This is a genomic window from Streptomyces sp. NPDC055189 (assembly GCF_053606765.1).
The window spans coordinates 84,471-110,769 of sequence record NZ_JBSGSG010000001.1 but is presented as its reverse complement, the minus strand read 5'-3'; the positions used below and the strand labels follow the sequence as shown (position 1 = coordinate 110,769).

Below are 26,299 nucleotides of genomic sequence, written 5' to 3'. Positions count from 1 at the left end.
TCCTGCCGGGCACATCAGGCAGGGGACGGCATTGGCGACGCTCTTGGACGTGGCGCGTGCGGCGGGGGTGTCCAAGGCCACCGCCTCGCGGGCACTGCAGCGCCCCGAACTGGTCGCCGAGAGCACGCGCCTGCGCGTGCGGGAGGCGGCCGACCGGCTCGGTTTCCATCCCAACGCCGCCGCCCGCGCGCTGACCACGGGCCGTACGGGCCTGATCGGGCTGATCGTGCCCACGCTCTCCAACCCGTTCTTCGCGCCGCTGGTGATGGGCGCGCAGCAGGCGGCCGAAGAGACCGAGAGCCACCTGCTGATCGCGGTCTCGGAGTACGACGCGCAGCGGGAGGCCGCCCTCGCCGACCGGCTCTCCGAGCAGGCCGACGGCCTGATCATGGTGACGCCGGTCGGCACCGACGCCGCGCTGCGCGAGCGCTTCCGCCGCCGCCCGCTGGTCCTCGTCGACCGCCAGGTGGGCCGGCTGCCCGCCGTGGTGGCCGACACCGCCGCGGGCCTGGGCGAACTCCTCGACCACCTGCTGGCCCAGGGCCACCGCCACATCGCCTACGTCTCGGGGCCCGCGGGCTCCTGGGCCGACGAACAGCGCCGCACCGCCCTGAGCGCCCAGGCGTCGGCGGCCGGCGCCCGGCTGAACGTCCTGGGGCCGCTGCCGCCCACCTTCGACGCCGGCATCGAGGCCTCCCGCGCGCTGCCCGCCGAGGCAACGGCCGTCCTGGCCTACAACAGCTATCTGGCACTGGGGCTGCTGCACGGCCTGAACGTGGCCGGACGCCGCGTGCCGGCGGACGTGAGCCTGGCGGCGGCCGACGACCTCAGCACGCTCAGCGCCACCACTCCCCCGGTGACCGCACTCGACGTGCCGCTGCAGGAAGCCGGGGCCCTGGCCGTCACCCGCCTGCACGAGCTGCTCGAGGGCCACCGGCGCACGGTCACCTCACGTCTGCCGGCCGCTCCCGTCCTGCGCGCGTCGACGGCACCGCCGCGCGGCCGGTAGCCGCCCGTCCGGGACCGCCCGTCGCCTTGCTCGAAGACCTCGGCGCGGGTTCGTTCGTGGACTCAGCCCCGGCCGGGGCGCGCTGCGGCGCCAGCGCCAGCGCCACCCGCCCGGCACGCGCCGCGCCGGGCCCCTACCGGGTGCCGATCAGCGGGCAATGCGTCCCGGTGTAGATCGTGGGCATGCACAGGTTGCAGTGCGTACAGCGCGAGCGGGTGCCCGGGGACTGCCCGATACGCCGTGGCAGGTCGGGCTCGCGCAGCAGGGCCCGGGCCATGGCGACGAAGGCGAATCCCCCGGCCATGGCCCGGTCCATGCCTTCCCGGTCGGTGACGCCGCCCAGGAGGATCAGCGGGAGCGTGAGTGCCTCGCGGAACTTCTGTGCATGCTCCAGCAGATACAGCGGCTCGTACGGATAGGCGCGCAGGAACGATCTGCCGATCGTGCGCAGACCGATCCGCTGGGGCAGCGGGAACTGGTTCGCGAACTCCTTGACCGGGGCCTCACCGCGGAACAGGTACATCGGGTTGAGCAGCGAGCTGCCGGCGGTGAGCGCCAGCGCGTCCACCGAGCCGTCCTCCTGCAGCCAGCGGGCCACCTGCAGGCTGTCGTCCAGGGACAGGCCGCCGCGCACCCCGTCGGTCATGTTGAGTTTCGCGGTGATCGCGATCCGGGTGCCGACCTGTTCCCGCACGGCGCGGGCCAGGTCCAGGGCCAGCCGAGCCCGGTTGGACAGGCTTCCGCCGTAGGCGTCGGTGCGCCGGTTGAGCCGGGGGCTGAGGAAAGCGCTGGCCAGGTAGTTGTGGCCCAGGTGCAGCTCGATGGCGTCGGCCCCGGCATCCAGGGCCAGCTGGGCCGCCGCCGCGTGGGCCCGGACCACGCGCTCCAGGTCCTCACTTGTGGCGGCGCGGTCGCGGCGCAGGCTGACCGGGTTGAACCCGCCCATCGGGGACAGGGCGGGAAGCTGATTCGAACGGGCGTCGGCCACCGGGCCGGCGTGCCCGAGCTGGAGGGAGACGGCGGCGCCCGCCTCGTGGACGACGGCGGCAAGTCGGCGCAGTCCGGGCAGCACCTCAGGGCGCATCCACAACTGCGCGCGCTGGGTACGGCCTTCGGGGGCGACGGCGCAGTAGGCCACGGTGGTCATCGCCACGCCCCCGGCTGCGGGGCGACGGTGGTATTCGATCAGCTCGTCGGTGACCAGCGCGTCGGGCGTGGCCCCCTCGAAGGTGGCCGCCTTGATGATCCTGTTGCGCAGTCGCACCGGGCCCAGCCGGGCCGGGGCGAGCACGTCGGGTACCGGCTCGGAGGGGCGGGGAGGCGGGGCGGCCGCAGTCATACGGAAAGCGTCCCAGAAACCTGACGAACTGTCAGCCGCCCGTGGTGACCCACCCGGTACGCCGTTGGCCGACCGGCGAACCCCCGCGCGACCGGCAACCGCCCTTCCAGGACCGCCGGATCACCGGCACGCCAAACAGCAACTGATCGACGCGGCAAGACCCTGTACACGGGCGCCGCCGGTGGGCAAAGATCGCGATTCATGACCGACAGTGTGAGCGCACGTTCGTGGCCGGGCGGCATCAAGGCCATCACCCTCTTCACCGAGGACCTGGCAGCGACCAAAGAGTTCTACCGGGAAGTCTTCGCACTCCCCGTCCACTGGGAGAACGAGAACTCGGCGGTGTTCCAGTTCGGCGACACGCTGATCAACCTGCTCGACAGCACAGCGGGGCCCGAACTGATCGAACCCGCCTCCGTCGCGCCCCGCGAGGCCGGTTCCCGTCTGGTGTTCACGCTCGCCGTGGACGACGTGGATGCGACCTGCGCGCTCCTGGCGGCGCGGGGCGTCGAGCTGCTGAACGGGCCGATGGACCGGCCCTGGGGCATCCGCACCGCCTCTTTCCGCGACCCGGGCGGCCACCTCTGGGAGATCGCGACGTGACAGCGCCGATGCCGTGAGAGCGCAGCGGCGCGGCTGACGGGACGGGTCCAACCGGGCCTGAACGAACTCCGCGCCGTTTTCCCGCACGGCGATCTGCCTGCCGCCGCCGAGCCCGCCCCGCCGCCCCCACCGGCCCCGCTCGGCCGCGCCGGCCATCCCGACGAGGTCGCCGCCACCGCCGTGACGCGGGACGCATTCGCCCCTCCAGGGCTGGGGCCCGACCCGCACGCCTCAAGCGAACGGGAAGACATAAGGAACAGGGCACCGCACCGGTGGCCACGCACCTGATGGTTGAGGACAATCGGATCGTGCGCATGCACCTGTACGAGGACACCCTGACCGTCGAGGCGGCGTTCAACGCCGGCTGAGTGGAGGGTGCCCAGGGCCCCGTGGCCCGGCCGGTGCGAGTCGTCCAGGGGCTCGCAGACCGTTCACCGGGTCGCTCCATACCTGCACTCCAGAACGACGACCGCCGGCACGGCGGATCACCGTCGTGCCGGCGGCGGCTTTGGGCGAGGTCAGCGTCCGATGCTTCGCTCGCTCCCAGACCACCACTGGGCCGGTATCGCGCTATGGAGCGCACGGACCCTGGCGGCGCCGAAGGCAACTCCCTTGACAGGATGCACAGGTACGTCCACGCGCGCTATTTGTTGGACTTCTTAGGAAGATCCTCTGCTACGACGGCAACAAGCAGGATCAGGACCGCTGCGGCCATGAAGGCGGCCGACAGAATACGGAGCACGGCTGCGTCACTCTGTACGTACAAGGCCCAGAAGGCGACGGCCATCCCCCCTACGGCAGCAGCGACGCACCCAAGGTGGAGGCACGTCAGCCACCGGGGAGGATCCTCACCGTCAGGCACCCGACGCGTGGCAGAGCGCCCAGGCACCCGACGCGTGGCAGAGCGCCCAGGCACCCGATGCGCGACAGAGCGCCCAGGCACCCGGCGCGCGACAGAGCGCCCGGGTATCCGATGCGTGACAAATTTAGCGAGCAGCACAACGACGCAGACGTTGACAGCATTGCTGAAAAAGTCGGGATCGAAGTCGTTGCAGCTCATATCGGGGCCCTCGCCATCCAAGCCGCGCACCCCGAGACGATCACCACTTCTGGAGGCACGATGCCCTCCACAGCGCCAGCACAAGGCAACAGGCCCTGCAGTCCTTCTGAGACGACCGTACCGAGCCGAACACTGCACGGATCCACCCCAACAAGCACCGAATTCGCACAGTATCCCCCTCCCAGGAGGCGGACTTGTACGGCAGCGGTTCTCGTTCTGCGTGCCGGGCGGCCTTCTCCGCGATCGCCCGGCAGGCCATCGCCCTGGCCACGGCCGCCTTCGTGGCGAGGGTGATGTTGTCGTGGATACCGGCCCGCCGGCGGTCGTATCCCTGCACCCCTACGCGAGACCACCGGGCGGAAGGCAGCTCGATCACCCAGTACGGGCGCCGTGGCGACGCCCCTGGGACCGGGCCCTGCTGTGACCTGCCGTATTTTGTTTGCGCTGGTCACAGCCCAGAGGATGCACTGTGATCAGACACCATGAGGCGTGGTGCCGGTATCGCAAGGAGGCAGCGGCAGCAATGGAGATCCGTTCCATAGATGGCGACGACCTGGACGTTTTCGTCGACACTGTCCATGCCGCGTTCGGGCACTTCCCCGAAACCCCGGTTGAGGGCGGCGGGCTGTGGTGGTCGGCGCTCGAAGCCGACCGCTGTCTGCTCGCCCGGGCCGAAGACGGGCGGCCTGTCGGCACGGCTGCCGCGTATTCCTTCGAACTCACGCTGCCCGGTGACGTCCTCGCCCCGGCCGCCGGGGTGACGGCCGTCGGTGTCCTGCCCTCGCACCGGCGCCAGGGTGTGCTCAGCGCGTTGATGCGCCATCAGCTGGCCGAGCTGCGGGAGCGCGGCGAGTACCTCGCGGTACTGCTGGCCTCCGAGGCGCAGATTTATGGCAGGTTCGGCTACGGACCCGCCACCTACACCGGGCAGCTGACGGTGCCGCGCCACCAGGCCGCGCTGGCCACGCCCCGCTCACACCAGTTGGCCGGCCTGTCAGCTGCGGGCGCGGACAGCGGCTCGGTCGAGGTAGTGCGGCGCGCCGAGTGCGGAGCCATCCTGGAGGAGGTCTACGACCGCTACCGCCGCGCCCAGCCCGGCGCGCTGTCGCGGCCGCACCGCTGGTGGGCCCTGCGCGCCGGGCAGGCCCCGATCTCACCCGCACCGCGCTACGTCGCCGTGCACCGGGACGCCGACGGCATCGCGGACGGCTACGCCAGCTACGCCATCGGCGACGCCCAGACCCTGACGGTCGATGAGATCATCGCCACCGACGACGCCGTCTTCACGGCCCTGGCCCGCTTCGCCCTCGGCCACGACCTGGTGGCCCGGGTCGTGTTCAAGCACGTACCGCCCCATCACCCGCTGCGCTGGCAGCTCGCGGACTTCCGCGCCGGCGAGGTCAGCGGCGACAGCGACTGGCTCTGGGTACGTCTCCTGGACGTGCCGCGCGCGCTGACCGCCCGCGGCTGGTGTGCGGACGGCGAGTTGGTCCTCGACGTCCAGGACCCGTTCCTGGCCCAGCACGGCCGCTACCTGCTGACCATCCGGGACGGCAAGGCCGACTGCGTGCGCACCGACCGGGAGCCCGACCTGTCCCTGGACGTGCGCGACCTGGGCTCGCTCTACCTCGGCGGCACCGCCCCGAGCACCCTCATGCGGGCCGGACACATCCACGCCCACCACCCTCACGCCGCCGCCCTCGCCGACAACCTCTTCCGCGCCGAACGCTCCCCGCACTGCCTGCACTGGTTCTGACCGTCAGCGCGCCGGCCGCCTGTAGGTGCGCAAGGCGTTGCCGAACACCCGGCTAGCCGAAGGTGAGCACGTAGGCCTGGATTCCGGGTTCGAGACGCACTTCGAGGTGTCCCTGACGGGCTGTCTTCTCGTCGACGAGGCGGTGCATCGTCGGTGTTCCGTCGATCTGCAGCGTCTTGATGGTCTTGCCGTCGAGCAGGGCGGTCACCTTGCCCTTCCCGGCGAGCACCATGTTGACGTTCTTGGCCTTGTAGGTCATGGCCAGACGGGCGTCCGGCCCGGCGGTGAAGTACTCATATCCGGCCGTCCAGGTGCCGCTCAGCGCGAGCCGGTCGGCAGGGATGCCGGTCGGGAAGCGGTAGACCTTCGCCTGGTCGTCGGCCAGCGGGTCGCCGACGTAGCCCTTGATCAGGTGGTTGCTGAGATAGGTCTCCGGCGTGCGGTCGGCGGTGAGCTCCGCGTCTGCCTGGCCGGTCCGGGGCGGCAGGGTCACGGTCGGGTCCGCCTGGCGCAGAAGGTCGCGGATGAGTTCTTCGGTCTGCGCGTACTGGCCCTCGCCGAACTTGAAGTAGCGCACCGTGCCGTCGGCGTCGATGAGGTACTTGGCGGGCCAGAACCGGTTGCGGTAGTTGCTCCAGGTGGTCAGCTTGTTGTCCAGGGCCACGGGGTAGGTCACGCCGAGCTTCCTGGCCTGGCTTTCGACGTTGGCCGCCTTCTTCTCGAAGCCGAACTCCGGCGAGTGGACGCCGATGACCTCCAGGCCCGCGCTCTTGTAGGCGCGTTCCCAGGATCTGATGTGCGGCAGGCTGCGCTGGCAGTTGATGCACGAGTAGGTCCAGAAGTCGATCAGCACCACTTTGCCGCGCTGCTCGGCCAGATCGACCGGTGCGCCGCCCGGCGTGTTGAGCCACTTCGAGATGCCCTCGATGGGCGGGGCCTGGCCGCACGAGCGCAGGTCGGCGGCACCGTCCTGGCAGCGGGAGAGCTCCTTGTTGGAGTCGTCGTAGAGGCCGGAGAGCTGCTGGCGGGCGACCTTGCTGTCCTCGATCTTCTTCTGGGCTGCGGACGTGTAGTCCGGCAGCGCCCGCTGGATGGCGTCGGTGACGTTGAGGGCCAGCCCCAGAGCCAGGACGATCATGAGGCAGCCGGCCACGATCCGCAGCTTCCTGGCGCGCTTGCGAAAGGCGCCGATCCGCTCCGAGACCCGCCGTCCGGCCAGGGCGAACACCAGCAGGGGAAGGGCGGTGCCGATGGCGAAGGACACGGTCAACGCCACGATATCGAGGCTGAGTTGGCCCTGCGCGCCGGCGACGGTGATGGCGGCGAGCACGGGGCCGGCGCAGGGCACGTACAGCAGGCCCAGCCCGAGTCCGAGAGCGAACGCCCCGCCCTCCTTGTTCACCTGGCGTTGGGGGATCCGCGCGAAGGGCTTCTCCAGGAGCCGCTCGACGGGCGGGAAGATCAGGCCGAGTCCGATGAAGACGAGCAGCCCCAGACCGGCGTAGCGCAGGATGTCCTGGGGCAGGCCGAGCGCGGTCACGATGGTCACGCCCAGCAGCGTGAAGAAGCTGAAGCTGATCACGAGGCCGGCGACGACGGCGTAGGGGCGCCGGTTGCGGGGGCTCTTCACCGAGGGCGGATCGTCGACCAGCACACCGGAGTCGGAGTCACGCGAGGTTGCGGCTGCTGACCTGCCGGGCTTCGCGCTCGCACCCGCCGAAGCGGGCTGCTGCGGCCTGTCGGATGCCGGGCCGCCCGCGAGGAATACGACGGGCAGGACCGGCAGGATGCAGGGCGAAACGGCAGTGATCAGGCCTCCGAGAAGACCTATCAGAATCAGGATAATCATGAGATGCCGTCCCTGTGCCCGGCCTCCGGCGGACCCGGATGCTTATAGGTAATCCGGACCCGGGACGCGGGCGGATTGGCGTAAATAATTCAGCAATGCGGCGACAGCACGCACTCGCCCAGACATGCTCTGACACGCCATGGCCTGGGCAGACCTATACCGGCGCGCGCAACCATGCACGGCGCCGCAGGCAGAATTCACCGCTCGTGAACTCACGGTGGTAAGCAGGTAGCTCGCCGTCAGCATTTGAGCATTTGAATACATTTTTTTCGGTAAAGGCCAATCCGGCTCTGGTTCCGCTTCGAATTACCGGTGAGATCGAGATGAGTCGGCTTCTGTGACCCGCTTCGGGGGCGAGTTCTCCGCCGGCCTCCCTCGACGCTCCTACCGGCGCTCGCCGAGCGCTCGTCTCCGTCCCGAGGAGGGACCGGTCATGACTACCCGAAGCATGATCCGTACTGCCGCCGTCTCTGCCGCGGCCATCGCCCTGCCTGTGTCCCTTGGGGTGCTCGCCCCGGCGGCACACGCCGACGACAGCAAGACCTTCGGGTCGGCGTGCTCGTCGGTTCCCAAAGAGGGGGCAGGCAGCCTCGACGGCATGGCCAAGGACCCGGTCGCCACCGCCGCCTCCAACAACCCGGCACTGTCCACCCTGGTGACCGCGGTCAAGAAGGCGGGCCTGGTCGACACGCTCAACAACGCGAAGGACATCACCGTCTTCGCGCCGTCCAACGACGCCTTCAAGAAGATCCCGAAGGCCGACCTGGACAAGGTCCTCGCCAACAAGGAACAGCTCACCAAGATCCTCACCTACCACGTGGTGGGCGAGAAGGTCGCGCCGAGCCAGCTGTCGATGGGGTCCTTCAAGACCCTGGAGGGCAGCAAGCTCACCACCGACGGATCCGGCGAGAAGTACAAGGTCAACGACATGGCCAACGTCGTCTGCGGCAACGTCAAGACCGCCAACGCGACGGTCTACATCATCGACAGCGTTCTCATGCCGCCCAAGTAGGCGGCAACGTCTGCAGTCGGGTCCGGGGTGTCGCAGCAGCAAGGCGACACCCCGGACGCGTGCCCCGTGCCCGCCCGGAGCGGGTGGCGCACCCGCCCGGGCGCCCGGCAAAGCCCCAGGTCACGGCATCACCGCAGGTCACATGGGGTGGCGTAACTTCGCGGCAACATTGCTGGCCTAGCGTCGGTGTCCGGCGCGGCGTGTTGCCCGCGCCGGATACCGACTCATCCACCGTGAGGGAGCCATGCGCGATCCGAAGCCGAGCGGGGACGGGTCCGGCGTGCCGCTGACGCGGGCCGACCGGGCCCGTACCGTGGCCAGCGTGCTGCGCAGGCAGGTCATGCGCAGCGCTTTTCCCGGTGGCGTACTGCCCGACGAGCGTGCCCTGATCGCCGAGTTCGGCACCTCCCGCAACACGGTCCGCGAGGCGCTGGGTCTGCTGCGTGACGAAGGTCTTGTCGAACGCCGCCGGGGCGTGGGCACGGTCGTGATCGGCCGCGCCTACGAGCATCCGCTGGGCGAACTGTCGGGACTCGCCGAGGTGCTCCAGCGGCACGGCGCCGTCGTCAACGAGGTGCGCGAATCCCGCCTCCTGCAGCCGCCGCTCACGATCGCCCGCCGTCTTGACCTGGCCGAAGACAGCCCGGCCGTCTACCTGGAGCGGCTGCGCCGGGTGGACGGCATCCCTCTGTCCCTGGACTGCACCTATCTCATCCCCGAGGTGGGTGAGCCCCTGCTGGCGCACGCCGGCCGCACACCGCGCACGCTGGAAGACCACGACGTCTTCGATCTGATCGAGACCGCGACGGGCCTCCCGCTGGGCTCGGCCGAGGTGTCCGTCCACGCCACCATCGCCGATCCGGCGACCAGCACGGTCCTTGAGATGCCCGCGGGCGGCGCGATCCTGGCCGTCGAACGCCTCACCCGTCTCGCCGACGGCCGCCCCGCCGACCTGGAGTTCCTCCATCTGCGCGGGGACCGGCTGACCCTGCACGCCACGCTCGACCGGGCGACCAAGTACGCCGCCAGTCACCCCAGTTATCCGTCGTAGCGGCAGCACGGACGAACGGCCGGTGCCAGCACGCCTCCGTGAGGGGGTGGCAGCGCCGTGTCCCGCTCGCGGTGTGCCGTGCTGCGCCCGGCTGCTCTTTCACGGAGGTCTCGTTGGACCACGCCAATCCCGCCCCTGTCACCGGTCCGGGCGCCCACCCCCGCGCCGAGCCCGCGCCCGCCACCGCCACCACCCCCGCTCGCGGCGCCCGCCGTCACCGTCCGCCCGCGCTGACCACGCTGGCCATGTGCCTGTGCGTCACCCTGGTCATCGGCATGGTCTCCGCCGTCAATCTGGCCATCCCCGACCTGTCGGCCGACGCGCTGCGCCCCTCCGCCCAGGCCGTGGTGTGGGTGGTGGACGGCTATGTCGTCCTCTTCGCCTGCCTGTTGGTGCCCGCAGGCGCGCTCGCCGACCGCAGGGGCCGCAAGGGAACGCTCCTGTGCGGCATGACCGTGTTCACGCTCGGCGCGGTGATCTGCGCCGTCGCCCCGCACATCACCGTACTGATCGCCGGGCGCATGATCAGCGGGGTCGGCGCGGCCGCCGTGCTGCCCAACACCCTGGCCCTGCTGGTCGAGGGGCTGCCCGAGCCGGCACGGCGCAAGGCCGTCGCCGTGTGGGCCTCCATGACCGGGCTCGCCGCCGTCCTGGGCAACGTGGGCGGCGGCGCCGCGCTCCAGTACGGCAGTTGGCGCACGCTCTTTGTCTGCCTCATCCCGCTCGCGCTGTGCGCGCTGCTCCTGGTGGCCGCCGTGGCACCCGTCACCGCCCACCGTCCGAGCCCCGCCGCGCCGCTCGCCAGCGCCCTGCTCACCGCCGGTTTTCTGGCCCTGCTCTACGCGATCGTCTCCGGCCCCCAGTCCGGCTGGAGTGCCCCGCCGGTGCTGGCTGCCGCCATAGCCGCGGTCGTGCTGCTGGCCGGCTGGGCGCGGCATGAACTGCGCGCCCGCGAACCGCTCCTGGATCCGCGGCTCTTCGCCCGGCCGGCCGTGCGCGCGGGTGCGGCGGGGATGGCCGCGCTCTTCGCCGGCATGTTCGGCCTCTTCTACCTCAACGGCCAATACCTGCAGTACGCCAAGGGGTACGGGCCGCTCGAAGCCGGGCTGCGGTTGCTGCCCATGGCCGCGGCGCTGTTGGCCGGACCGCGCCTGGGCCTGCTGCTGGAGCGGGTGTGCGGCCGGCGCGGCACCGTCCTTTTCGGGATGCTGGTCCTGGCCGCCGGGCTGTGCGTGGTGTCCGCCGCCGACGCCCGCACCCCCTACACGCTTTATGCCCTGGGCGCCGCACTGACCGCGCTCGGCTGCGGCACCGCGAGCCCGCTGCTGTCACACGCCATGATGAGTGCGCTGCCCGCCCGGAGGGCGGGAACGGGCTCCGCCCTGCAGAGCCTTGCACGGGAGTTGGGCAGTGCCGTGGGCATCGCCGTCACCGGCACCCTGACCACGGCCGTCTTCACCGCCCGCCTTCCCTCCCCCCTGTCGGGCGCCGATGGGCCGACGACGGTCGCCGAAGCCGCGTCCCGCACCGCCGACCCCCGCCTGCACACGGCGGTCGTCGATGCGTTCACCGCGGGCCTGCACACCGCGACGCTGGCCCTGGCCGCCGCGATCACGCTGGTGGCGTTCGCGGTCGCACGGTGGCTTCCGCCGGGGCGGTGAGCCAGCCGGCAGAGCCGGGGTGAGGGCCCGCGGGCCGCCACCCCGGCCGGCGGCTACCGCGGCTCCACGCGCTGCAGTCCTGCGCGGCGCACCACCTCAGGCCCCGTCTTCGCCGCCTGTGCCACCAGCGCGCGGCCGTCCCAGTCCGGCGGCCACCCCTCCCACAGCCGCAGCTTGCCGTCGACCACAACCGCGGTGATCTGGTCGCGGTTGGCCAGCCGGACCAGTTCCCACTCCAGGTCCCACGAGGGGGTGAGTTCGGGGACGTTGATGTCCACGACGAGGAAGTCGGCGGCCTTTCCCGCCGCGATCTCCCCGGTCACCTTGCCCAGACCGAGCGCGTCGGCGCTGAGCGATGTCGCGTGCTCCAGCCACAACCCTCCCGCGCCGCACGAGGAATCGCCCGCGGCGATCCCGTACGCAAGGCGCTGGGCCGTCTCCGCGGCGTCGATCAGGCGGAATCCGTCGCCGCGGGTGCCGTCCGTGCCCGTCCCGAAGCGCACGCCCATCGCGGCGAGCATCGTGGCGTGGGCGACGCCGTTGCCCTTCCAGGCACTGGCCACGGGGTTGTAGCTGATGGCCGCGCCGGAGTCGGCGAGCATGCGCATCTCGCCGGGCGTGAGCAGCGTGGCATGCGAACCGAGCGTGTGCGGGCCGAGCGCCTTCAGATGGTGCAGATACTCCACGGGCCGGCGCCCCACGCTCTTCAACGACCTTTCCACGGAGGCCAGATGCTCGTTGACGTGAATCTGGAACACCGCGCCGGCCTCGCGGCACAACTCCGCCGTCCGCTTGATGATGCTCGCGGACGCGTCCTCGGGCACGGGGATGGCCAGCGAGGGGTGGATCAGCGGATGCGCCTCCCACCGCCGCAGATGTTCCGGTCCGCCCTTCCCGTCGGAGACGACCTTGGACAGGACGCACCGGATACCGGCCTCTTCCGCTCCCCTGGCCACCACGGCCACATCGACCGGCGCCCGCGTCCCGGCATCGGCGACCGTCGTGAAGCCGCCGCGCAGCGCCTCCAGGGACGCCAGCTTCGCCGACACATAAGCACTCTCTTTGTCCAGGGCGTGTTCCAGCGGCTCCCAGATCGTCTTGAAGATCTCCGAAGGCTGCCCGAACGACTGGGCCTTGCCGAAACTCTGCGTCAGGTGGTGATGGGCGTCGACGAAACCCGGCATGATCAAGTGCCCGTCCAGCCGCACCGGCCGCAGGCCAGGGTGCGCGGCGATGAGTTCGCGCGCCGGGCCGACCGCCTTGAACTTCCGGCCGTCAACGAGCACGGCCTGGCCGCGCTTTGGCCCCTCCGGCAACAGCAACAACTCCGGTACGAGCAGTTTCCTGGCCCCGCTGAACTGCTCGGCGCGCACCGCACGGGGTGCGTCGGCACCGCCCTTGGGGCCCGTGTCCGCGCTGGCGCTCCCGGCGGCCGGAGCACTGATGAGCCCGGCGGCACCCGCAAGGCCCGCCCCGACGAGAAACCCGCGCCTGCCCGGCGGCTCCCCCGCACCCGCCGGCCCCTGCTCTGGCCGGTCGCTGTGCTCTTGCGCTGCTGACCGCTCGTGTTGCTGCTCGCTTGCCAACTCACCCGCCCGCTTTCGTACGTCACATGCCTGCGCAGTCCTCGATTCCGCGCACGCCGGACTCCGCGCACGGGCGACAGCGGTGCGCCGCAGCGACGGCGAAACCCGTTGTCAGCCGTACGCGTGGCTGGGCGTGCGGAGTGGCCCGACCCTAGAACGACCGCCGACAGTGGAACAAGACTTCCGGCATGCGGCATTCACGTATCGAGGGGGCAGGTGGCACAACCGCCGCCCACGGCCACTTAACGCCTGGTCAAGCCGTACATCCGGGCTGCATAAAGTGGCGTAACTTCACGGAAACATTACGGGTAGGGCGGGTGCACTGCGGCTAGGTGCTGCCTCACTGCCCTCCGAAGATCAGCGGCACGTCCAGGCGCGCGGCCAGCTCGTCCGGCGTGATGCCGAAGGTCTGCGCCACGCGCACTCCCTGCGGGGAGAGGTCGAACACCGCGAGATCGGTGTAGACGCGGTCGACGCAGGAGAGGCCGGTGAGCGGGTAGCCGCACTCGGGCACCAGCTTGGGTGTTCCGTCCTTGGTGAACAGGGTCATCATCACGAACACCTTCTTCGCCCCGATGGCCAGGTCCATGGCTCCGCCGACTGCGGGGATGGCATCGGGTGCGCCCGTATGCCAGTTGGCCAGGTCGCCGCCGCCGGAGACCTGGAACGCGCCAAGGACGCAGATGTCCAGATGGCCGCCGCGCATCATGGCGAAGGAGTCGGCGTGGTGGAAGTAGGCGGCTCCGGGCAGCTCGGTGACGGGAACCTTGCCCGCGTTGGTCAGGTCGGGGTCGACCTGGCCGTCCTGCGCGGCGGGCCCCATGTTGAGCATGCCGTTCTCGGTGTGGAGCACCACGCCGGAATCGGCGGGCAGATGGTCGGCGACGAGCGTCGGCTGGCCGATGCCCAGGTTGACGAAAGCGCCCTGCGGGATGTCGCGCGCGATGAGGGCGGCGATGTCGTGCTTGCCCAGCGGGCCCTGCTCGTTCTTCGACGCTCGACCGGTGGTGGTGTTCCTGGTGTTCGCGGTGTTCATGCCTGGGCCGCCTCCTGAACCACTCGGTCGACGTAGATGCTGGGGGTCACGACGGTTTCCGGGTCGATCTCGCCGGTTTCGACGATCTCGCGTACCTGGGCGATCACGGTGGTCGCCGCGGTGGCCATGACCGGTCCGAAGTTGCGGGCGGTCTTGCGGTAGACGAGGTTGCCCATACGGTCGGCGCGGTGGGCGCCGATCAGTGCGACATCGCCCTTGATCGGGTATTCGAGGACATAGGTGCGGCCGTCGATCTCGCGTGTCTCCTTGCCCTCGGCGAGCAGGGTGCCCGCCCCCGTGGGGCAGAAGAAGGCACCGATGCCGGCTCCGGCCGCCCTCATGCGCTCGGCGAGGTTGCCCTGTGGAACCACCTCCAGTTCGATCCGGCCGGCGCGGTAGAGCTCGTCGAACACCCAGGAGTCCTTCTGGCGCGGGAAGGAGCAGATCACCTTGCGGACGCGCCCCTTGGCCAGCAGTGCGGCGAGCCCGGTATCGCCGTTTCCGGCGTTGTTGGACACCACCGTGAGGTCGCCGGCTCCCTGGCGGATGAGCGCGTCGATCAGGTCGACCGGCATCCCGGCCATGCCGAACCCGCCGACCAGCACGGTCGAGCCGTCCTTGATCCCGGCGACCGCCTCGTCGGCGTGGGCGCACAGTTGCACGCTCATCGGTTGCTCCCCTTGCTTCCCGTGTTGCTTCCCGTGACGTTCTCCAGGACCAGGGCGAGCGCCTGGCCGACTCCGATACAGATCGCCGCGACGCCCCACCGCTCGCCGGACGCGCGCAGCCGGTGGGCCAGGGTGCCCAGCACCCGTCCTCCGGAGGCGCCCAGCGGGTGGCCCAGCGCGATCGCGCCGCCCTTGGCGTTGACGATGTCCGGGTCCACGCCCCAGGCGTCGACGCAGGCCAGCGACTGCACGGCGAACGCCTCGTTCAGCTCGACGGCGGCCACGTCGGACCAGGCGATGCCCGCCCTCTTCAGTGCCCGGTTCGCCGCTTCCACGGGGGCGTAGCCGAACAGCTGCGGATCCAGCGCGGACACCCCGCGGCCGGCGATACGGGCCAGCGGGTCGGTGCCGATCTGATCGGCGGCGGCACCCGAGCCGAGCAGGACGGCCGAGGCGCCGTCGCTCAGCGGGGAGGCGTTGCCTGCCGTGATGACGCCGTCGGGGCGGAAGACGGGCTTGAGTGCGGCGAGCTTCTCGGTCGTGGAGCCGGGGCGGATCCCCTCGTCCCGGTCGAGCACGGCGCCCTTGGCGTCGACGGACACGGGCACGACCAGGTCGTCGTAGAAGCCTGCGTTCCACGCCGAGTCGGCGAGGGTGTGGGAGCGGGCGGCGAAGGCGTCCTGGCGCTCGCGCGCGATGGAGAAGCGGCCCGCGAGCTGTTCGTTGGCCTCGCCCAGGGACACGGTCCACTCCTTGGGCATCCGCTCGTTGACCAGGCGCCATCCCAGCGTGGTGGACACGGCAGTCATGTCTCCTGCGGGAAACGCTCGCGCCGGCTTGGGCAGCACCCAGGGCGCCCGGGTCATCGACTCGACCCCGCCGGTGAGCACGATGTCCGCATCGCCGCTCTCGATGGTGCGGGAGGCGATGAGGGCGGCGTCCAGGGAGGATCCGCACAGCCGGTTCACGGTGGTGGCGGGCACCGAGGTCGGCAGCCCCGCCAGGAGGACGGCCATCCTGCCGACGTTGCGGTTGTCCTCGCCGGCTCCGTTGGCGTTGCCCCAGACGACGTCGCCGATCTCGGCCGGGTCGAGGGCGGGGGCCTTGGCCAGGGTCGCGGTGATGGCCAGCGCCGCGAGGTCGTCGGGCCGGACGTCGGCCAGGGCTCCCGCGAAACGTCCGAAGGGCGTTCGTGCTGCTGCGTACAGATAGCTGTCGGTCACCCGCTCACGGTAGGAGCACATCGTTCATCACGTCCAAGACCTAGTCGGCATGAATTGATAAGGCACCCTTATTAAGATGGGGTCCATGGAACTGCGACAGCTCCGGTACTTCCTCGCCCTGGCCGAGGAGTGCCACTTCGGCCGCGCGGCGGCCCGTCTGCACGTGGCGCAGCCGGCCCTGTCCCAGCAGATCAAGCAGCTGGAAGGAGAACTGGGCCTCTCCTTGTTCAACCGGTCCACACGCCACGTCGAGATGACCGAGGCCGGCCGCCGGCTCACCGACTACGCGCGCGTCCTCGTCGCGGAGGAGGAGCGTGCCCGGGTACACATGCGCGAGCTGGCCACCGGGCACGCGGGACGCATCTCCGTGGGTTTCATCGGCACGGCTACGTACGACGTGCTGCCGCGGGTCGCTCGCACCGTGCGGGCGGAGCTGCCCGGGATCACCATGGACCTGCGCGGCGAGCTCCTCACCCCGGAACTCGTCGAGGGGCTGCACCAGGGCACGTACGACCTCGTGGTGGTCCGCGGCGCGGTCGCCGACGCGGATCTGCGCATCACGCCACTGCGGTCCGAGCCCCTCGTGGCCGTGCTGCCCTCGCACCACCCGCTGGCAGGCCGGCGGCGCATCTCACTGGAGGCCCTGGCCGGCGAACCGTTCGTCGTCCATCCCTCTCAGTCCCGCTCCTCCATGTACAACCGGGTGCTGTCCGCGTGCGAGCGAGCGGGCTTCCGCCCCATCTCGCTGACGGAGGTCGGCGAGACGGCCACCTTGGTCGTCTTCGTGGCGGCCGGCCACGGTGTGGCCCTGGTGCCGCAGTCGGTGAGAAGTCTGAGCCTCGAGGGCGTGACGTATGTGCCGCTGGCGGAACCCGAGTCCGTCGACCTGCTGCTGGCCCGCCGGGCGCGACGCAACTCCCCTGCCGCGGAACAGGTCGCCTCGGTGATCGAGCGGTGCGCGGGTGCGGCGTGAGCGGCGTGAGCGCCGGGTCGCACGCGGACGGCGGCCACGGACCGGGCGGGCAGGCGGACGTGGGAGCCGCCAGGACTGAGCCGACCGGGCCCGCTCAACGGCCGCGTGCAACTGGCGCACTGCTGGGCGCCGTATCCGGGGTCATCCCTGTGCGGCGCCAACACGCCCAAGGCCGTGCCTAGTTGCGACACCCGACCGGGGGCTTCGCAGGGCGTGTGCTCCGGCCGCACGGGCATGTCCGTCACCGTCCCTGCCGAGGCGATGGGGCGCTCGGCGAAACATGTGGCCCGCACCGCCCCGCGCGGACACAATGGCCCGATGCGCCCTCTCGTCGTCATGGATGCTCCGTCCAATCTCGGCCTCCGGCCGCCCACCGAAGGCAGCGTGCCCGGCTGTTACAAGCTGGCCGGCGCGCTGCGAGAACAGCGGCTGGTGCAGCGGATCGGGGCGTCCGAGGGCGGAGTGGTCGTGCCGCCCCGCTACGACCGCGGCGACTGGAGAGAGGGCGACGGCGTGTTCAACGCCGGCGCCATCGCCACGTACACCCGCAAGCTCGCCGACCGCATCGAACACCACGTCCGGGCCGGAGACTTCCCCGTCGTCCTGGGCGGGGACTGTTCCATCCAGCTCGGCGCCTCGCTCGCCCTGCGCCGCATCGGACGGTACGCACTGGCCGTCATCGACGGCTCGGCGGACTTCCGCCACCCCGGGAACTCCGACCGTGTCGGTGCCGCGGGCGGTGAAGAGCTGGCCATCGCGACCGGCCGCGGCCAGAGCGACCTGACCGATCTCGAAAGGCTTCGGCCCTACATCAGGGACGAGGATGTACGGGTCCTCGGCATCCGCGACTACGACGAGGAGCGGGCCGAGCTCACGGAGTTGAAGATCACGAGTGCGACGGTCGGGGAGATCCGGGAGCGGGGTGCCCGGGAGCTGGCGGGCGCGATGGTGCAGGCACTTGAGGCGCCTGCGACCGAGGGGTTCTGGGTGCATCTGGACGCGGACGTGCTGGACCCCTCCGTCATGCCCGCCGTCGACAGCCCTGACCCCGGCGGACTCCTGCCCCACGAACTCGCCCCGCTGCTGCAGACCTTGGTGCGCTCGGACCGGTGCGTCGGCTTCAACCTCACCATCTACGACCCCGATCTCGACCCCGACGGCTCCTGCGCGGCCCTCCTGGCCGACATCCTCCAGACGGCGTTCGCCCGCCCCTGACCGGCGCAGGAGCGGCGACGGCCACTCCGTGAGAACCGCACAGCACGCCCCTCCGCCTCCTTGCGGAGGTGAGGGACGGGGGAACGGGGAATCAGGCAGCGACCGGAGCCTGGAGGTCGCCGTCCTTCGCCGACGTCCGGGTCCGGTTCCGGTTCCGGTTCCGGGGCAGGACGAGATAGGTGAGGGCCAAGCCGATCAGGCTCAGTACCGCACCCGCCAGGCCGGTCCACCGCAGAGCGCCGGCGGCGACGATCGCACCACCGATGACCGAGCCTGCTGCGGCCCCGAGGTTGAAGGCACCCACGTTGACGGAGACCGCCAGGCTCGGGGCGGCGCCCGCGTGGTGCAGGATCAGTCCCTGCAGCGGGGCAATGGTCGCGGTGGCGAGCAGGCCAAGCACCAGGATTGCCGCCACGGCGGTGGGCTGCCACGCCGCGGCGAACGGAACGAGCAGGAGCGTCCCCGCCAACCCGCCGAAGACCCCGCGTACGGTCGCGCTCATCGACTTGTCGGTCAGCTTTCCGGCGGCGAGGTTGCCCAGGAAACTGCCCGCGCCGTAGGCGAGCAGCAGACCGGAGACCGCCGCGCCGGAGAAGCCGGAGACGCGGGTCAGCAGCGGGGCGATGTAAGTGAACACCGTGGCGACCCCGGAGAAGCCCACCGCGGTGGTGGCGATGGCGAGCATGACCGGTCGGCGGGTCACCACGCCTATCTCGTCCCGCAGTCGCGTGGAGGGTGCCTCCTGCCGGGGCAGCACAGCGGCCAGGAGTACGGCGCCCAGCAGGGAGAGAACGCTCAGCACGGCGAACGGAGTTCGCCATCCGGCGCCCTGCCCCAGCAGGGCGCCCAGCGGCACTCCCAGGAGGGTGGCCACGGTGAAGCCGGAGGCCACGGTCGCGATGGCCGAGCCCGTCTTCCGGGCCGGGACCACCCGGGTTGCCGTCACCAAGGCCAGGGCCAGGAAGGCGGCGTGGCTGAGCGAGGACACCACGCGGCCCACCAGGAGCAGGCCGAACGACGGGGCCACAGCGCTGATCACGCTGCCCGCCGCGAACAGCAGCATCAGGCCGACGGCGAGCCCCTTGCGGGGCAGTCGCGAGGTCAACAGCGCCATCAGCGGGCCTCCGATGACGACGCCGAGGGCGTACGCGGTCACCGCTTGTCCGGCGGTTCCCACGGAGACGTCCAGGTCAGCAGCGACCTGGGGCAGCAGCCCGGCGATCAGGTACTCCGAGGTACCCACGACGAAGACGCTCGCGCACAGTGCCGCGAGCGTCGCGAAACCCTTGTTTACGTTCATGCCGCAGACGCTAAAGTCTCACATCGGTATGAGAGTCAAGGCGAGCGGGCCGTGCCCGCCCGGCCCTCAGGAGGTCGCAGTGCGCATCGGTGAGTTGTCCCGGCGGACCGGCGTGGCGGTGCACCTGCTGCGCTATTACGGGGAGCAGGGTCTGCTGCACCCGCAGCGGCGCCCCAGCGGCTACCGGGAATACGTCGAAGAGGACGTTGCCGTCGTCCGCCGCATCCGCAGCCTGCTGGCCGCCGGCCTGTCCACCTCGACGATCACCACGGTCCTGCCGTGTCTGCGGGACACCGGCGAGCGTCTCGTGCCCACCTGCGCGGACCTGCTGGCCGACCTCCACCAGGAGCGCGAGCGCATCGCCCAGGCCATCAGCGACCTCCAGACCTCGATGGACGCGCTCAGTGTCGTCATCGCTGCGGCCCCGTCCGACGTCACGCGCCGGGCGCTGGCTGCGCTGGGCGGTTGAACGAACGGGTTCTCGGTGAGCGTCCGGGGCCGTGTCCGGTGAGCGACATCCGAAGCCGTGTCCGGTGAGCGATCAGCGGCTTCGTGCCCAGCCCCGGGCCGGACGGAGGCACCGGTAGTGCACGGCCCTGCCAGGACGCGCGAACCGCAGGGGCAGCGTCTGCTCCTGATGAGCATCAGCGGCGTAGAAACTGCGTACATCCGTGCCGCACCACGCGTGCACCGCACCGGGGCGGGAACCAGGATTTCCTCGCCCGGCAGGCCGCACCCTCAACTGCGGTGCCAACTGCGGTGCTGCACGCCAACGGGCCCGCTCCACCCCATTGACCGGCCAGATGAGCATCATTGCTTCGGAAGTGAGCCATGTCGCAGCAGAATGCGTTTCACGACGTCGGTGCTCTGCACTTCGGCCGGCGGGCAGAGTTCGATCAGGCCGAGGTGCAGCGAGTGCACCAGGCCGTACAAGACAGCCAGATCCGCGACTTGTATGTGCTGGTGCACGGAGCCCAGAACGATGAGGCGCTGGCCGCGGCTGCCGACGACGCGTTTCGGCACATGCTCGCCGACGCATGGGCAGACGCTTCTGCCACAGCGGGCTTGCTGGGAGTGCGGTGGCCGTCGCTGTGTTTCAGGGACGAGGGCATCCCGGGTGTCGCGGAATCCGAGACGAAACGTGAACGTGACGCGTATCCAGGCCTCAGCCGGGCGATGAGCGACGATCTGGTCCAGCATCTGCCCGACAGCGCGTCCCCGTTGGCCGAGATCGCCGAACTGCTGAACGACCGGCCCGGGCACGAGGGGGCATTCGACGACCTCGGGTCCGCCCTGCGCCGGCTCGCGGAGACCCCCTTGCAGGATCCGCTGGCCGAATTCGCCGCCGACACGGAGGGCGAGGTGCTGGCGCAGACCGACCCGCTCATGCTCTTCGAGGACACGAAGACGATGTGCAGCGAATTCACGGCCGCGCTGGCCGACTTGACCGCTTCTGCGGACAAAAAGCCGGGCGAACCCGCCCGCCACGAGCCCGGAACCGGCGATGCCGATCCCCCGGCGTCCAGGGCGGGCACCCTCCCCGAAATCCGGGTGGCGGGACACAGGCCGGCCACGCCCCTCAGCGACCGGGTGAGCAGGACCGGCACGGTTTCCGCCGGCGGCCCCGTGGGGCTCAACCGCCGCCGTCAGGGGTCCGCGAACTTGTGGCACGGAGCGCATGAACTGTTCCGCCAAGTGGTGCGCCATGTGCTGCGCCGCCGGGCGGGAGCGGTGGGGCAGGCCGGTCTGGGCCCCTGCCTGGCGGCGCTGGCGGACGCCGGCGAGACGCGGATCCATCTGGTCGGCCACGGGCTGGGCGGCCGACTGGCCGGATTCGCGCTGCGCGGCCTGGAAACGCAGGGGTCGGGCTCGGTGATGCTCTCGTCCCTCACGCTGCTGCAGGCAGAGATGTCGCACTTCGTCTTTGCCGACAGCCTGCCCCAACAGGTCTCCGGGCACGGCGCGTTGTGGAATCAGCGGCGACTGATCAACGGGCCCCTGGTCTGCACCTTCTCCCATCTCGACACGCACCTCGGCGTGATGTATCCGTTGTCGTCCCAAATGATCGGCGACTCCGCGGAATTGGCCACCCTGAGCCGCAAGTGGGGAGCCCTGGGCTTCGACGGCATCCAGGGCATCGACGGCCCTCCCCCCACCACCTTGGCCGACGCCCTGGAGTGCGACCTGAGCGAGATGCCGTACACGAACGTGGACGCCTCCTCCCTCTTCCGGTCCGACAGCATCCCGATGGGAGGACACCATCACGTCATCCACCCGGAGATAGGGCAACTGCTGAGGATGGCGGCAGAGAGCTGCGCGCCGAAGTGACCTGGGTCAGTGCGCGCCGGCCCCGAACTCCGAGTGCCGGGCCCGTACGGCATAGGCGTCATCGTCCCGCCTGTCCCGGGGAGGAGGCGGAGCAAAGCGACGTTGCCGGATCTCTTCACGAACCTGAGCGATCAGTTCGTAGAAGTCTTCGTCTGTCATCTCGCCATCACCTCCTCGTCTACAGGTAATTCGGAACAGCCCATATAGACGGATTGGTTTGCTTGTTCCCCCTTATGCCTGCCTCCCGGCGGCAGGTTGCAGCAAGCATTCGAACCCGCGGGCCCTGCGGATTGGTCCAGAGGAATTTCTCCCCCGAATGAGTGGGGGACCAATCCGCGCCCGGCCGCCGCTCCGGATATGCGGTGTGAGTAAAGAAGCGAATCCAATGAGGCGCACGAGTGCGTGGCGGCTCGGCGGGCTGGGTGCCCTGAGCGGTCTGCTGGCCGGCTACGCCGCGCTGGCAACGGCCGAGCTCGTGTCCGTCGCGGTCCGTCCCGAGTCCAGCCCGGTCATCGCCGTGGGCGGAGCGGCGATCGACCGTACGCCGGCCGCGGTGAAGGACTGGGCGATCCGGCACTTCGGGACGAACGACAAGCTCGTCCTGCAGCTGGGCATCCTCGCGGTCCTCACACTCCTGGCACTTTTCCTGGGCGCATTGGCGGCCCGCCACCGGCGCATCGGCTCGGCAGGTGTCCTCTTGTTCGGCGTGGTCGGGGCCTTCGCCGCGACGAGCAGGCCCGACTCCGTGAACGCCGTGGACGCGCTGCCCTCGGTGGCCGGCGCCGTGGTCGGGGCGGGGCTCCTCTATTACCTGGTCGGGCGCCTGCGCTCACGCGGGAGTCGGGGGCCTGACCGTAAGCCGGTGGCAGCGGACAGCGTGCGGCGTCCCGCGGACAGCGATCCGGATCATGCCGAGGAGACGGGGTGGGACCGGCGGGGATTCATCGTCGCGGCCACGGCCGCCGCGGCCGCGTCCACGGGTGTCGGTCTCCTGGGACGCTCCCTGAACGGTACTCAGGGGCAGGACGCCGTCGCCTCGCGCAACCGGGTCAGGCTCCCCGCCCCGGCATCGGCCGCCTCCCCCACCCCCAAGCGCGCGGCGCTGCGCATCAAGGGCATCAGCCCGTTCACGACGCCCAATGAGGACTTCTACCGGGTCGACACCGCACTGGTGGTACCCAAGGTCGACGCGACCTCATGGCGGCTGCGCATCCACGGCAAGGGCGTCACCCGCGAGAGGACCCTGAGCTTCGCGGACCTGCTGCGCATGCCGCTGATCGAACGGAACATCACGCTGGCCTGCGTCTCCAACGAGGTCGGCGGCCCCTACGTGGGCAACGCCCGGTGGATCGGCGTGCGCCTGGCCGACCTCCTGGACCAGTGCGGCGTCAAGCCGCCCTCCAAGGGCGGCTCCGCCGACCAGCTGGTCGCGCGGTCCGTGGACGGGATGACCATCGGCAGCCCGGTCGAGGACGTCATGGACGGCCGCGACGCGATGCTCGCCCTGGGCATGAACGGCCAGCCGCTGCCCTTCGAACACGGCTTCCCGGTACGCATGCTGGTCCCCGGCCTGTACGGCTACGTGTCCGCCTGCAAGTGGATCCAGGACATCGAGCTGACCACGTTCGACGACTACGACCCCTACTGGGTCAAGCGCGACTGGGCCCGCAAGGCACCGATCAAGACCCAGTCCCGTATCGACACCCCCAAGCCCTTCGCCCGGCCCAAAGCGGGCACGGTGATGGTGGCCGGAGTGGCCTGGGCCCAGCACCGCGGCATCGACAAGGTCGAAGTGCGCGTGGACGACGGCCCCTGGCAGCGGGCCGATCTGGCCGCCGAGGACACCCGCGACACCTGGCGCCAGTGGTCCCTCCCCTGGAAGGCCACCTCGGGGGGCCACACCCTCACCGTGCGGGCCACCGACCGTACGGGCGAGACCCAGACCCAAAAACGCACCCGCACCATCCCCGACGGGGCCAGCGGATGGCACTCGGTGGTGGTCACCGTGGACTGACCAGCTGCTGACCGCTCGCCGTTCTTCGGCAGCCGGCCAGATCCCCCCCCCCCACTCGCCTTACTGCACGCAGACACTCAAGGAGTAGAAATGAACGCCATCACTCGTCGTACCCGCCGTGGAGCCCTCGTTATCGCCGCGGCAGCGATGCTGCCGCTGGCCCTGACAGCCTGCTCCAGTGACGACAGCAAGGACAAGGCGTCCTCGGACGACAAGTCCGCCGCCTCTTCGGAGACCACCCCCGACAAGGGCAAGGAAAGCGCCGGCAGCAGCGGCATGGAGGAGCCGTTCGGCCCGGCCTGTGCCTCCGTGCCCAAGGACGGCAAGGGCAGCTTCGACGGGATGGCCAAGGACCCGGTCGCCACCGCCGCGTCCAACAACCCGGAGCTCTCCACCCTGGTCACCGCCGTCAAGAAGGCGGGCCTTGTCGACACCCTCAACAACGCCAAGAACATCACGGTGTTCGCCCCGACCAACGACGCCTTCGCCAAGATTCCCAAGGCGGACCTGGACAAGGTCCTGAACGACAAGGCCATGCTCACCAAGGTCCTCACCTACCACGTGGTGGGCCAGAAGCTGGCGCCCAAGGACCTGGAGAACGGCTCCTACGAAACCCTGGAGAAGTCCAAGCTGACGACGTCCGGTTCGGGCGAGTCCTACAAGGTCAACGACTCCGCCAAGGTGGGCTGCGGCAACGTGAAGACCGCCAACGCCACCGTCCACATCATCGACACGGTCCTGATGCCGAAGATGTGACAACGGTCAGGTGCGAGGGGCCGGCCACGTGTGTGCGTTGCCCCTCGCACCTCGCACTCGCACCGCGCACCTCGACGGGCGGCGCACTGCCCTGTCCGGGGCTCCCCGCCACGACTCCCCGCCATGCGCTGAGTCACGGATGGAAGCGCCACCGGCCTTCGGAAACGACATCCACCTTGTCGTCCCTGACGCGAACAGCCGTTTCGTCGTCGATGAAGTAGACCGGGAAGTCCGCCCGCGCGGCGATGTGATCAGCCCAGGCGTCGTCCCGCTCGGGGAAATCCGGCGAGTCAAGGTGGGGCTTGAGATACCAGTCGAAGAGGCCGAACGGCGGCTCCACGGTCGTCGCGCCGAGTACGTGGAGGTCCGCGGTGTCCCCGATGACGTCGGCGGAGTGTGCGGTGAGATTACGGCTGAAGATCATTGATCCGGCGCTGACCCCCACGTAGACCTTGTTCTCCAGCGCTTTGAGGAAGCCGTCGGCCAGGCCATTGCCGGTGATGCTGCGCGCGAGGTGGTAGTGGCTGCCTCCCTCGACATAGATGACGTCGGCGTTGAGCAGCCGGTCGAGCACCATCTGCCGGGGCAGGCCGTTCAGCTCCAGGACGTCGAACTCCCGCCAGCCCAGGCCGTACAGCCGGTTCATGTCGGCGACAACCCACCCGTGGTCCCCGGGCTCGGCGGTGGATGCCGTGGGAACGAACACGACGTTCGCCGATCCGAACGGCTTTCCCAGCATGTCCCGCAGCGCATCGCGCAGCGTCTCGTTGCGCAGGCCGCTCGCCGTCAGCAGAAGGTTCATCGGGTGAGCCAAGCACGGCAGGCGAACGCACGCAACGAAGCCGGGATCCGCCCATACCGTCATGGCATGTCGGTATCGGGAGCAGGTACCGAGCTCGTTTTCTGACCCCTGGCCCGATCAGTCCAGCAAGGTAGTCGTGAAGCTCTCGTGGTGGGCCGCAAGCCACTCCTGGATGCGGTCCCACCGTTGCCAACCGCCGCGCTCGGACAGCACCTGTGTGTAGACAGAGTCGCCATCGGTCACTCGGTCGGCGACGAAGGCCCGGCAGGATGCTGTGGCCTGTTCGATGATGCCGGGCAGTTCGGCGCGCTCTTGCGAGGAGAGGCCGTAGCCGTCGGCGAGGATTCGCAGGCGTGTCAGGGCATCCAGTCCGGCGGGGTGGAGGGCTGCCGCGGACTCGGGGTCGAGCATGGGGATCCAGTAGCGGGCGGTCATGGCGACGTCCCACAGTGGTCGCCCGGGCGCTGCCAGGTCGAAATCGATCAGGGCCGTGGCATGGCCGTCGCGGAAGACGACGTTCTCCGGGCACACGTCGTTGTGGCACAGCATCGTTCCTCCCTACGGGTCGGCCAGAGCCCGGGGCCAGGCGGCGCGGGTGTCCACGGTGATGGCCGCGCTGGCGTCGTGCAGGCGTCGCAGCAGGCTTCCCACCGAAGTCAGAGCGGTCTCCGTCATCGCCCAGCGGGGAAACGGCGGCAGGGCGACGTCGCCGGGGATGTAGGTCAGCTGCTCGCGGCCGTCCGCGGTGAGCTGCAACGGGCTCGGAGCCGCGTCGAAGCCGTGCTCCTTGAGCGCGCGGAGGTGGGCGTGCAGGGCGCGCGCAGCAGGCGGCGCCGGGCGTTCCACCAGGGAACCTCGGCGGAAGACCACGCCCGCGTTCATCATGCCGCCGTCGAGCGCTTCGCCTTGCGCCGCCCCGTCCTCAACTGTCATGTCGATCACGCTATCGGGAGGCCGGTGAACGCTGGACCTGAACGGCGCTTCCGCTTCTGCCGCGCCAGGCCGGGAAGGCGGTTTGGTCCGCCACCGGCCTGTGCGATGGCTGCCTCAGATGACTG

20 protein-coding genes and 1 pseudogene are annotated in these 26,299 nt (G+C 70.3%); 12 read left to right on the top strand and 9 right to left on the bottom strand.

The annotated features are described in order from the left end of the window. Positions 1 to 31: 31 nt before the first annotated feature. Entirely contained in the window at positions 32 to 1,009 is a 978-nt protein-coding gene (locus ACWFR3_RS00540) for a LacI family DNA-binding transcriptional regulator (protein ID WP_453732283.1), read from the top strand. A 133-nt stretch (positions 1,010 to 1,142) separates the two neighbouring features. Here ACWFR3_RS00540 and ACWFR3_RS00535 read toward each other — a convergent pair whose 3' ends face one another. Continuing rightward, positions 1,143 to 2,348, bottom strand: a complete 1,206-nt coding sequence (locus ACWFR3_RS00535; protein WP_453732282.1) for an NADH:flavin oxidoreductase — start codon at positions 2,346 to 2,348, stop codon at positions 1,143 to 1,145. A gap of 201 nt (positions 2,349 to 2,549) precedes the next feature. Between ACWFR3_RS00535 and ACWFR3_RS00530 the strand changes: the two genes are divergently transcribed. Then, on the top strand, positions 2,550 to 2,951 hold the full coding sequence (locus tag ACWFR3_RS00530) for a VOC family protein (protein ID WP_453732281.1): 402 nt from the start codon (positions 2,550 to 2,552) through the stop codon (positions 2,949 to 2,951). A gap of 1,583 nt (positions 2,952 to 4,534) precedes the next feature. Further along, positions 4,535 to 5,767, top strand: a complete 1,233-nt coding sequence (locus tag ACWFR3_RS00525; protein WP_453732280.1) for a GNAT family N-acetyltransferase — start codon at positions 4,535 to 4,537, stop codon at positions 5,765 to 5,767. A 52-nt stretch (positions 5,768 to 5,819) separates the two neighbouring features. Here ACWFR3_RS00525 and ACWFR3_RS00520 read toward each other — a convergent pair whose 3' ends face one another. Further along, a complete protein-coding gene (locus ACWFR3_RS00520; protein WP_453732279.1) occupies positions 5,820 to 7,616 on the bottom strand; it encodes a cytochrome c biogenesis protein CcdA in 1,797 nt (598 codons plus the stop codon). A gap of 433 nt (positions 7,617 to 8,049) precedes the next feature. On the opposite strand from ACWFR3_RS00520, the gene ACWFR3_RS00515 reads away from it, so the two are divergent. From ACWFR3_RS00515 to ACWFR3_RS00505, 3 genes are all read left to right on the top strand, one after another. Next, on the top strand, positions 8,050 to 8,628 hold the full coding sequence (locus ACWFR3_RS00515) for a fasciclin domain-containing protein (RefSeq protein WP_453732278.1): 579 nt from the start codon (positions 8,050 to 8,052) through the stop codon (positions 8,626 to 8,628). 244 nt (positions 8,629 to 8,872) lie between these two features. Continuing rightward, positions 8,873 to 9,679, top strand: a complete 807-nt coding sequence (locus ACWFR3_RS00510; RefSeq protein ID WP_453732277.1) for a GntR family transcriptional regulator — start codon at positions 8,873 to 8,875, stop codon at positions 9,677 to 9,679. 113 nt (positions 9,680 to 9,792) lie between these two features. Then, positions 9,793 to 11,340 carry an MFS transporter gene (locus ACWFR3_RS00505; protein ID WP_453732276.1) on the top strand — a complete coding sequence of 516 codons (1,548 nt, stop codon included), beginning with the start codon at positions 9,793 to 9,795 and terminating at the stop codon, positions 11,338 to 11,340. 53 nt (positions 11,341 to 11,393) lie between these two features. Here the strand turns inward: ACWFR3_RS00505 and ACWFR3_RS00500 are convergent, their stop codons facing one another. From ACWFR3_RS00500 to ACWFR3_RS00485, 4 genes are all read right to left on the bottom strand, one after another. Continuing rightward, the gene (locus tag ACWFR3_RS00500) at positions 11,394 to 12,926 is read right to left on the bottom strand and encodes an amidohydrolase family protein (RefSeq protein WP_453732275.1); all 1,533 of its coding nucleotides are present in this window, start codon (positions 12,924 to 12,926) and stop codon (positions 11,394 to 11,396) included. A gap of 340 nt (positions 12,927 to 13,266) precedes the next feature. Further along, a complete protein-coding gene (locus ACWFR3_RS00495) occupies positions 13,267 to 13,962 on the bottom strand; it encodes a 3-oxoacid CoA-transferase subunit B (RefSeq protein WP_453732274.1) in 696 nt (231 codons plus the stop codon). Beyond that, the gene (locus ACWFR3_RS00490) at positions 13,959 to 14,630 is read right to left on the bottom strand and encodes a 3-oxoacid CoA-transferase subunit A (protein ID WP_453732273.1); all 672 of its coding nucleotides are present in this window, start codon (positions 14,628 to 14,630) and stop codon (positions 13,959 to 13,961) included. Before ACWFR3_RS00490 ends, ACWFR3_RS00495 begins: the two co-directional genes overlap by 4 nt. Next, positions 14,627 to 15,874, bottom strand: coding sequence for a thiolase family protein (locus ACWFR3_RS00485; protein WP_453732272.1), 1,248 nt, complete (start codon positions 15,872 to 15,874; stop codon positions 14,627 to 14,629). The genes ACWFR3_RS00490 and ACWFR3_RS00485 overlap by 4 nt, the downstream gene beginning before the upstream one ends. Before the next feature lie 64 nt (positions 15,875 to 15,938). On the opposite strand from ACWFR3_RS00485, the gene ACWFR3_RS00480 reads away from it, so the two are divergent. Together ACWFR3_RS00480 and ACWFR3_RS00475 are read left to right on the top strand one after the other, a co-directional pair. After that, on the top strand, positions 15,939 to 16,826 hold the full coding sequence (locus tag ACWFR3_RS00480) for a LysR substrate-binding domain-containing protein (protein ID WP_453732271.1): 888 nt from the start codon (positions 15,939 to 15,941) through the stop codon (positions 16,824 to 16,826). A 318-nt stretch (positions 16,827 to 17,144) separates the two neighbouring features. Next, positions 17,145 to 18,041 (top strand): arginase family protein, encoded by an 897-nt coding sequence (locus ACWFR3_RS00475; protein ID WP_453732270.1) that lies wholly within the window; start codon positions 17,145 to 17,147, stop codon positions 18,039 to 18,041. Positions 18,042 to 18,132: 91 nt separating this feature from the next. On the opposite strand, the gene ACWFR3_RS00470 is transcribed toward ACWFR3_RS00475, so the two are convergent. Beyond that, on the bottom strand, positions 18,133 to 19,341 hold the full coding sequence (locus ACWFR3_RS00470) for an MFS transporter (RefSeq protein WP_453732269.1): 1,209 nt from the start codon (positions 19,339 to 19,341) through the stop codon (positions 18,133 to 18,135). Positions 19,342 to 19,420: 79 nt separating this feature from the next. Here ACWFR3_RS00470 and ACWFR3_RS00465 point away from each other — a divergent pair, with 79 nt between their 5' ends. From ACWFR3_RS00465 to ACWFR3_RS00450, 4 genes are all read left to right on the top strand, one after another. Beyond that, positions 19,421 to 19,810 (top strand): MerR family transcriptional regulator, encoded by a 390-nt coding sequence (locus tag ACWFR3_RS00465; RefSeq protein WP_453732268.1) that lies wholly within the window; start codon positions 19,421 to 19,423, stop codon positions 19,808 to 19,810. A gap of 362 nt (positions 19,811 to 20,172) precedes the next feature. Further along, positions 20,173 to 21,669 carry a hypothetical protein gene (locus ACWFR3_RS00460; protein ID WP_453732267.1) on the top strand — a complete coding sequence of 499 codons (1,497 nt, stop codon included), beginning with the start codon at positions 20,173 to 20,175 and terminating at the stop codon, positions 21,667 to 21,669. Between the two features lie 385 nt (positions 21,670 to 22,054). After that, positions 22,055 to 23,683, top strand: coding sequence for a sulfite oxidase (locus ACWFR3_RS00455; protein WP_453732266.1), 1,629 nt, complete (start codon positions 22,055 to 22,057; stop codon positions 23,681 to 23,683). Positions 23,684 to 23,773: 90 nt separating this feature from the next. Continuing rightward, positions 23,774 to 24,439, top strand: coding sequence for a fasciclin domain-containing protein (locus ACWFR3_RS00450; RefSeq protein WP_453732265.1), 666 nt, complete (start codon positions 23,774 to 23,776; stop codon positions 24,437 to 24,439). 133 nt (positions 24,440 to 24,572) lie between these two features. Here the strand turns inward: ACWFR3_RS00450 and ACWFR3_RS00445 are convergent, their stop codons facing one another. Together ACWFR3_RS00445 and ACWFR3_RS00440 are read right to left on the bottom strand one after the other, a co-directional pair. Continuing rightward, a complete protein-coding gene (locus ACWFR3_RS00445) occupies positions 24,573 to 25,241 on the bottom strand; it encodes a Type 1 glutamine amidotransferase-like domain-containing protein (protein ID WP_453732522.1) in 669 nt (222 codons plus the stop codon). Positions 25,242 to 25,358: 117 nt separating this feature from the next. Continuing rightward, positions 25,359 to 26,174: pseudogene (locus tag ACWFR3_RS00440) on the bottom strand (aminoglycoside phosphotransferase family protein). Positions 26,175 to 26,299 lie beyond the last annotated feature (125 nt).

Coding starts and splice junctions, on each gene's coding strand:
- ACWFR3_RS00515 (WP_453732278.1), top strand. CDS start 8,050: ATGACTACCCGAAGCATGATCCGTACTGCCGCCGTCTCTGCCGCGGCC.
- ACWFR3_RS00530 (WP_453732281.1), top strand. CDS start 2,550: ATGACCGACAGTGTGAGCGCACGTTCGTGGCCGGGCGGCATCAAGGCC.
- ACWFR3_RS00525 (WP_453732280.1), top strand. CDS start 4,535: ATGGAGATCCGTTCCATAGATGGCGACGACCTGGACGTTTTCGTCGAC.
- ACWFR3_RS00450 (WP_453732265.1), top strand. CDS start 23,774: ATGAACGCCATCACTCGTCGTACCCGCCGTGGAGCCCTCGTTATCGCC.
- ACWFR3_RS00460 (WP_453732267.1), top strand. CDS start 20,173: ATGTCGCAGCAGAATGCGTTTCACGACGTCGGTGCTCTGCACTTCGGC.
- ACWFR3_RS00490 (WP_453732273.1), bottom strand. CDS start 14,630: ATGAGCGTGCAACTGTGCGCCCACGCCGACGAGGCGGTCGCCGGGATC.
- ACWFR3_RS00470 (WP_453732269.1), bottom strand. CDS start 19,341: ATGAACGTAAACAAGGGTTTCGCGACGCTCGCGGCACTGTGCGCGAGC.
- ACWFR3_RS00510 (WP_453732277.1), top strand. CDS start 8,873: ATGCGCGATCCGAAGCCGAGCGGGGACGGGTCCGGCGTGCCGCTGACG.
- ACWFR3_RS00475 (WP_453732270.1), top strand. CDS start 17,145: ATGCGCCCTCTCGTCGTCATGGATGCTCCGTCCAATCTCGGCCTCCGG.
- ACWFR3_RS00485 (WP_453732272.1), bottom strand. CDS start 15,874: ATGTGCTCCTACCGTGAGCGGGTGACCGACAGCTATCTGTACGCAGCA.
- ACWFR3_RS00445 (WP_453732522.1), bottom strand. CDS start 25,241: ATGAACCTTCTGCTGACGGCGAGCGGCCTGCGCAACGAGACGCTGCGC.
- ACWFR3_RS00455 (WP_453732266.1), top strand. CDS start 22,055: ATGAGGCGCACGAGTGCGTGGCGGCTCGGCGGGCTGGGTGCCCTGAGC.
- ACWFR3_RS00480 (WP_453732271.1), top strand. CDS start 15,939: ATGGAACTGCGACAGCTCCGGTACTTCCTCGCCCTGGCCGAGGAGTGC.
- ACWFR3_RS00495 (WP_453732274.1), bottom strand. CDS start 13,962: ATGAACACCGCGAACACCAGGAACACCACCACCGGTCGAGCGTCGAAG.
- ACWFR3_RS00520 (WP_453732279.1), bottom strand. CDS start 7,616: ATGATTATCCTGATTCTGATAGGTCTTCTCGGAGGCCTGATCACTGCC.
- ACWFR3_RS00535 (WP_453732282.1), bottom strand. CDS start 2,348: ATGACTGCGGCCGCCCCGCCTCCCCGCCCCTCCGAGCCGGTACCCGAC.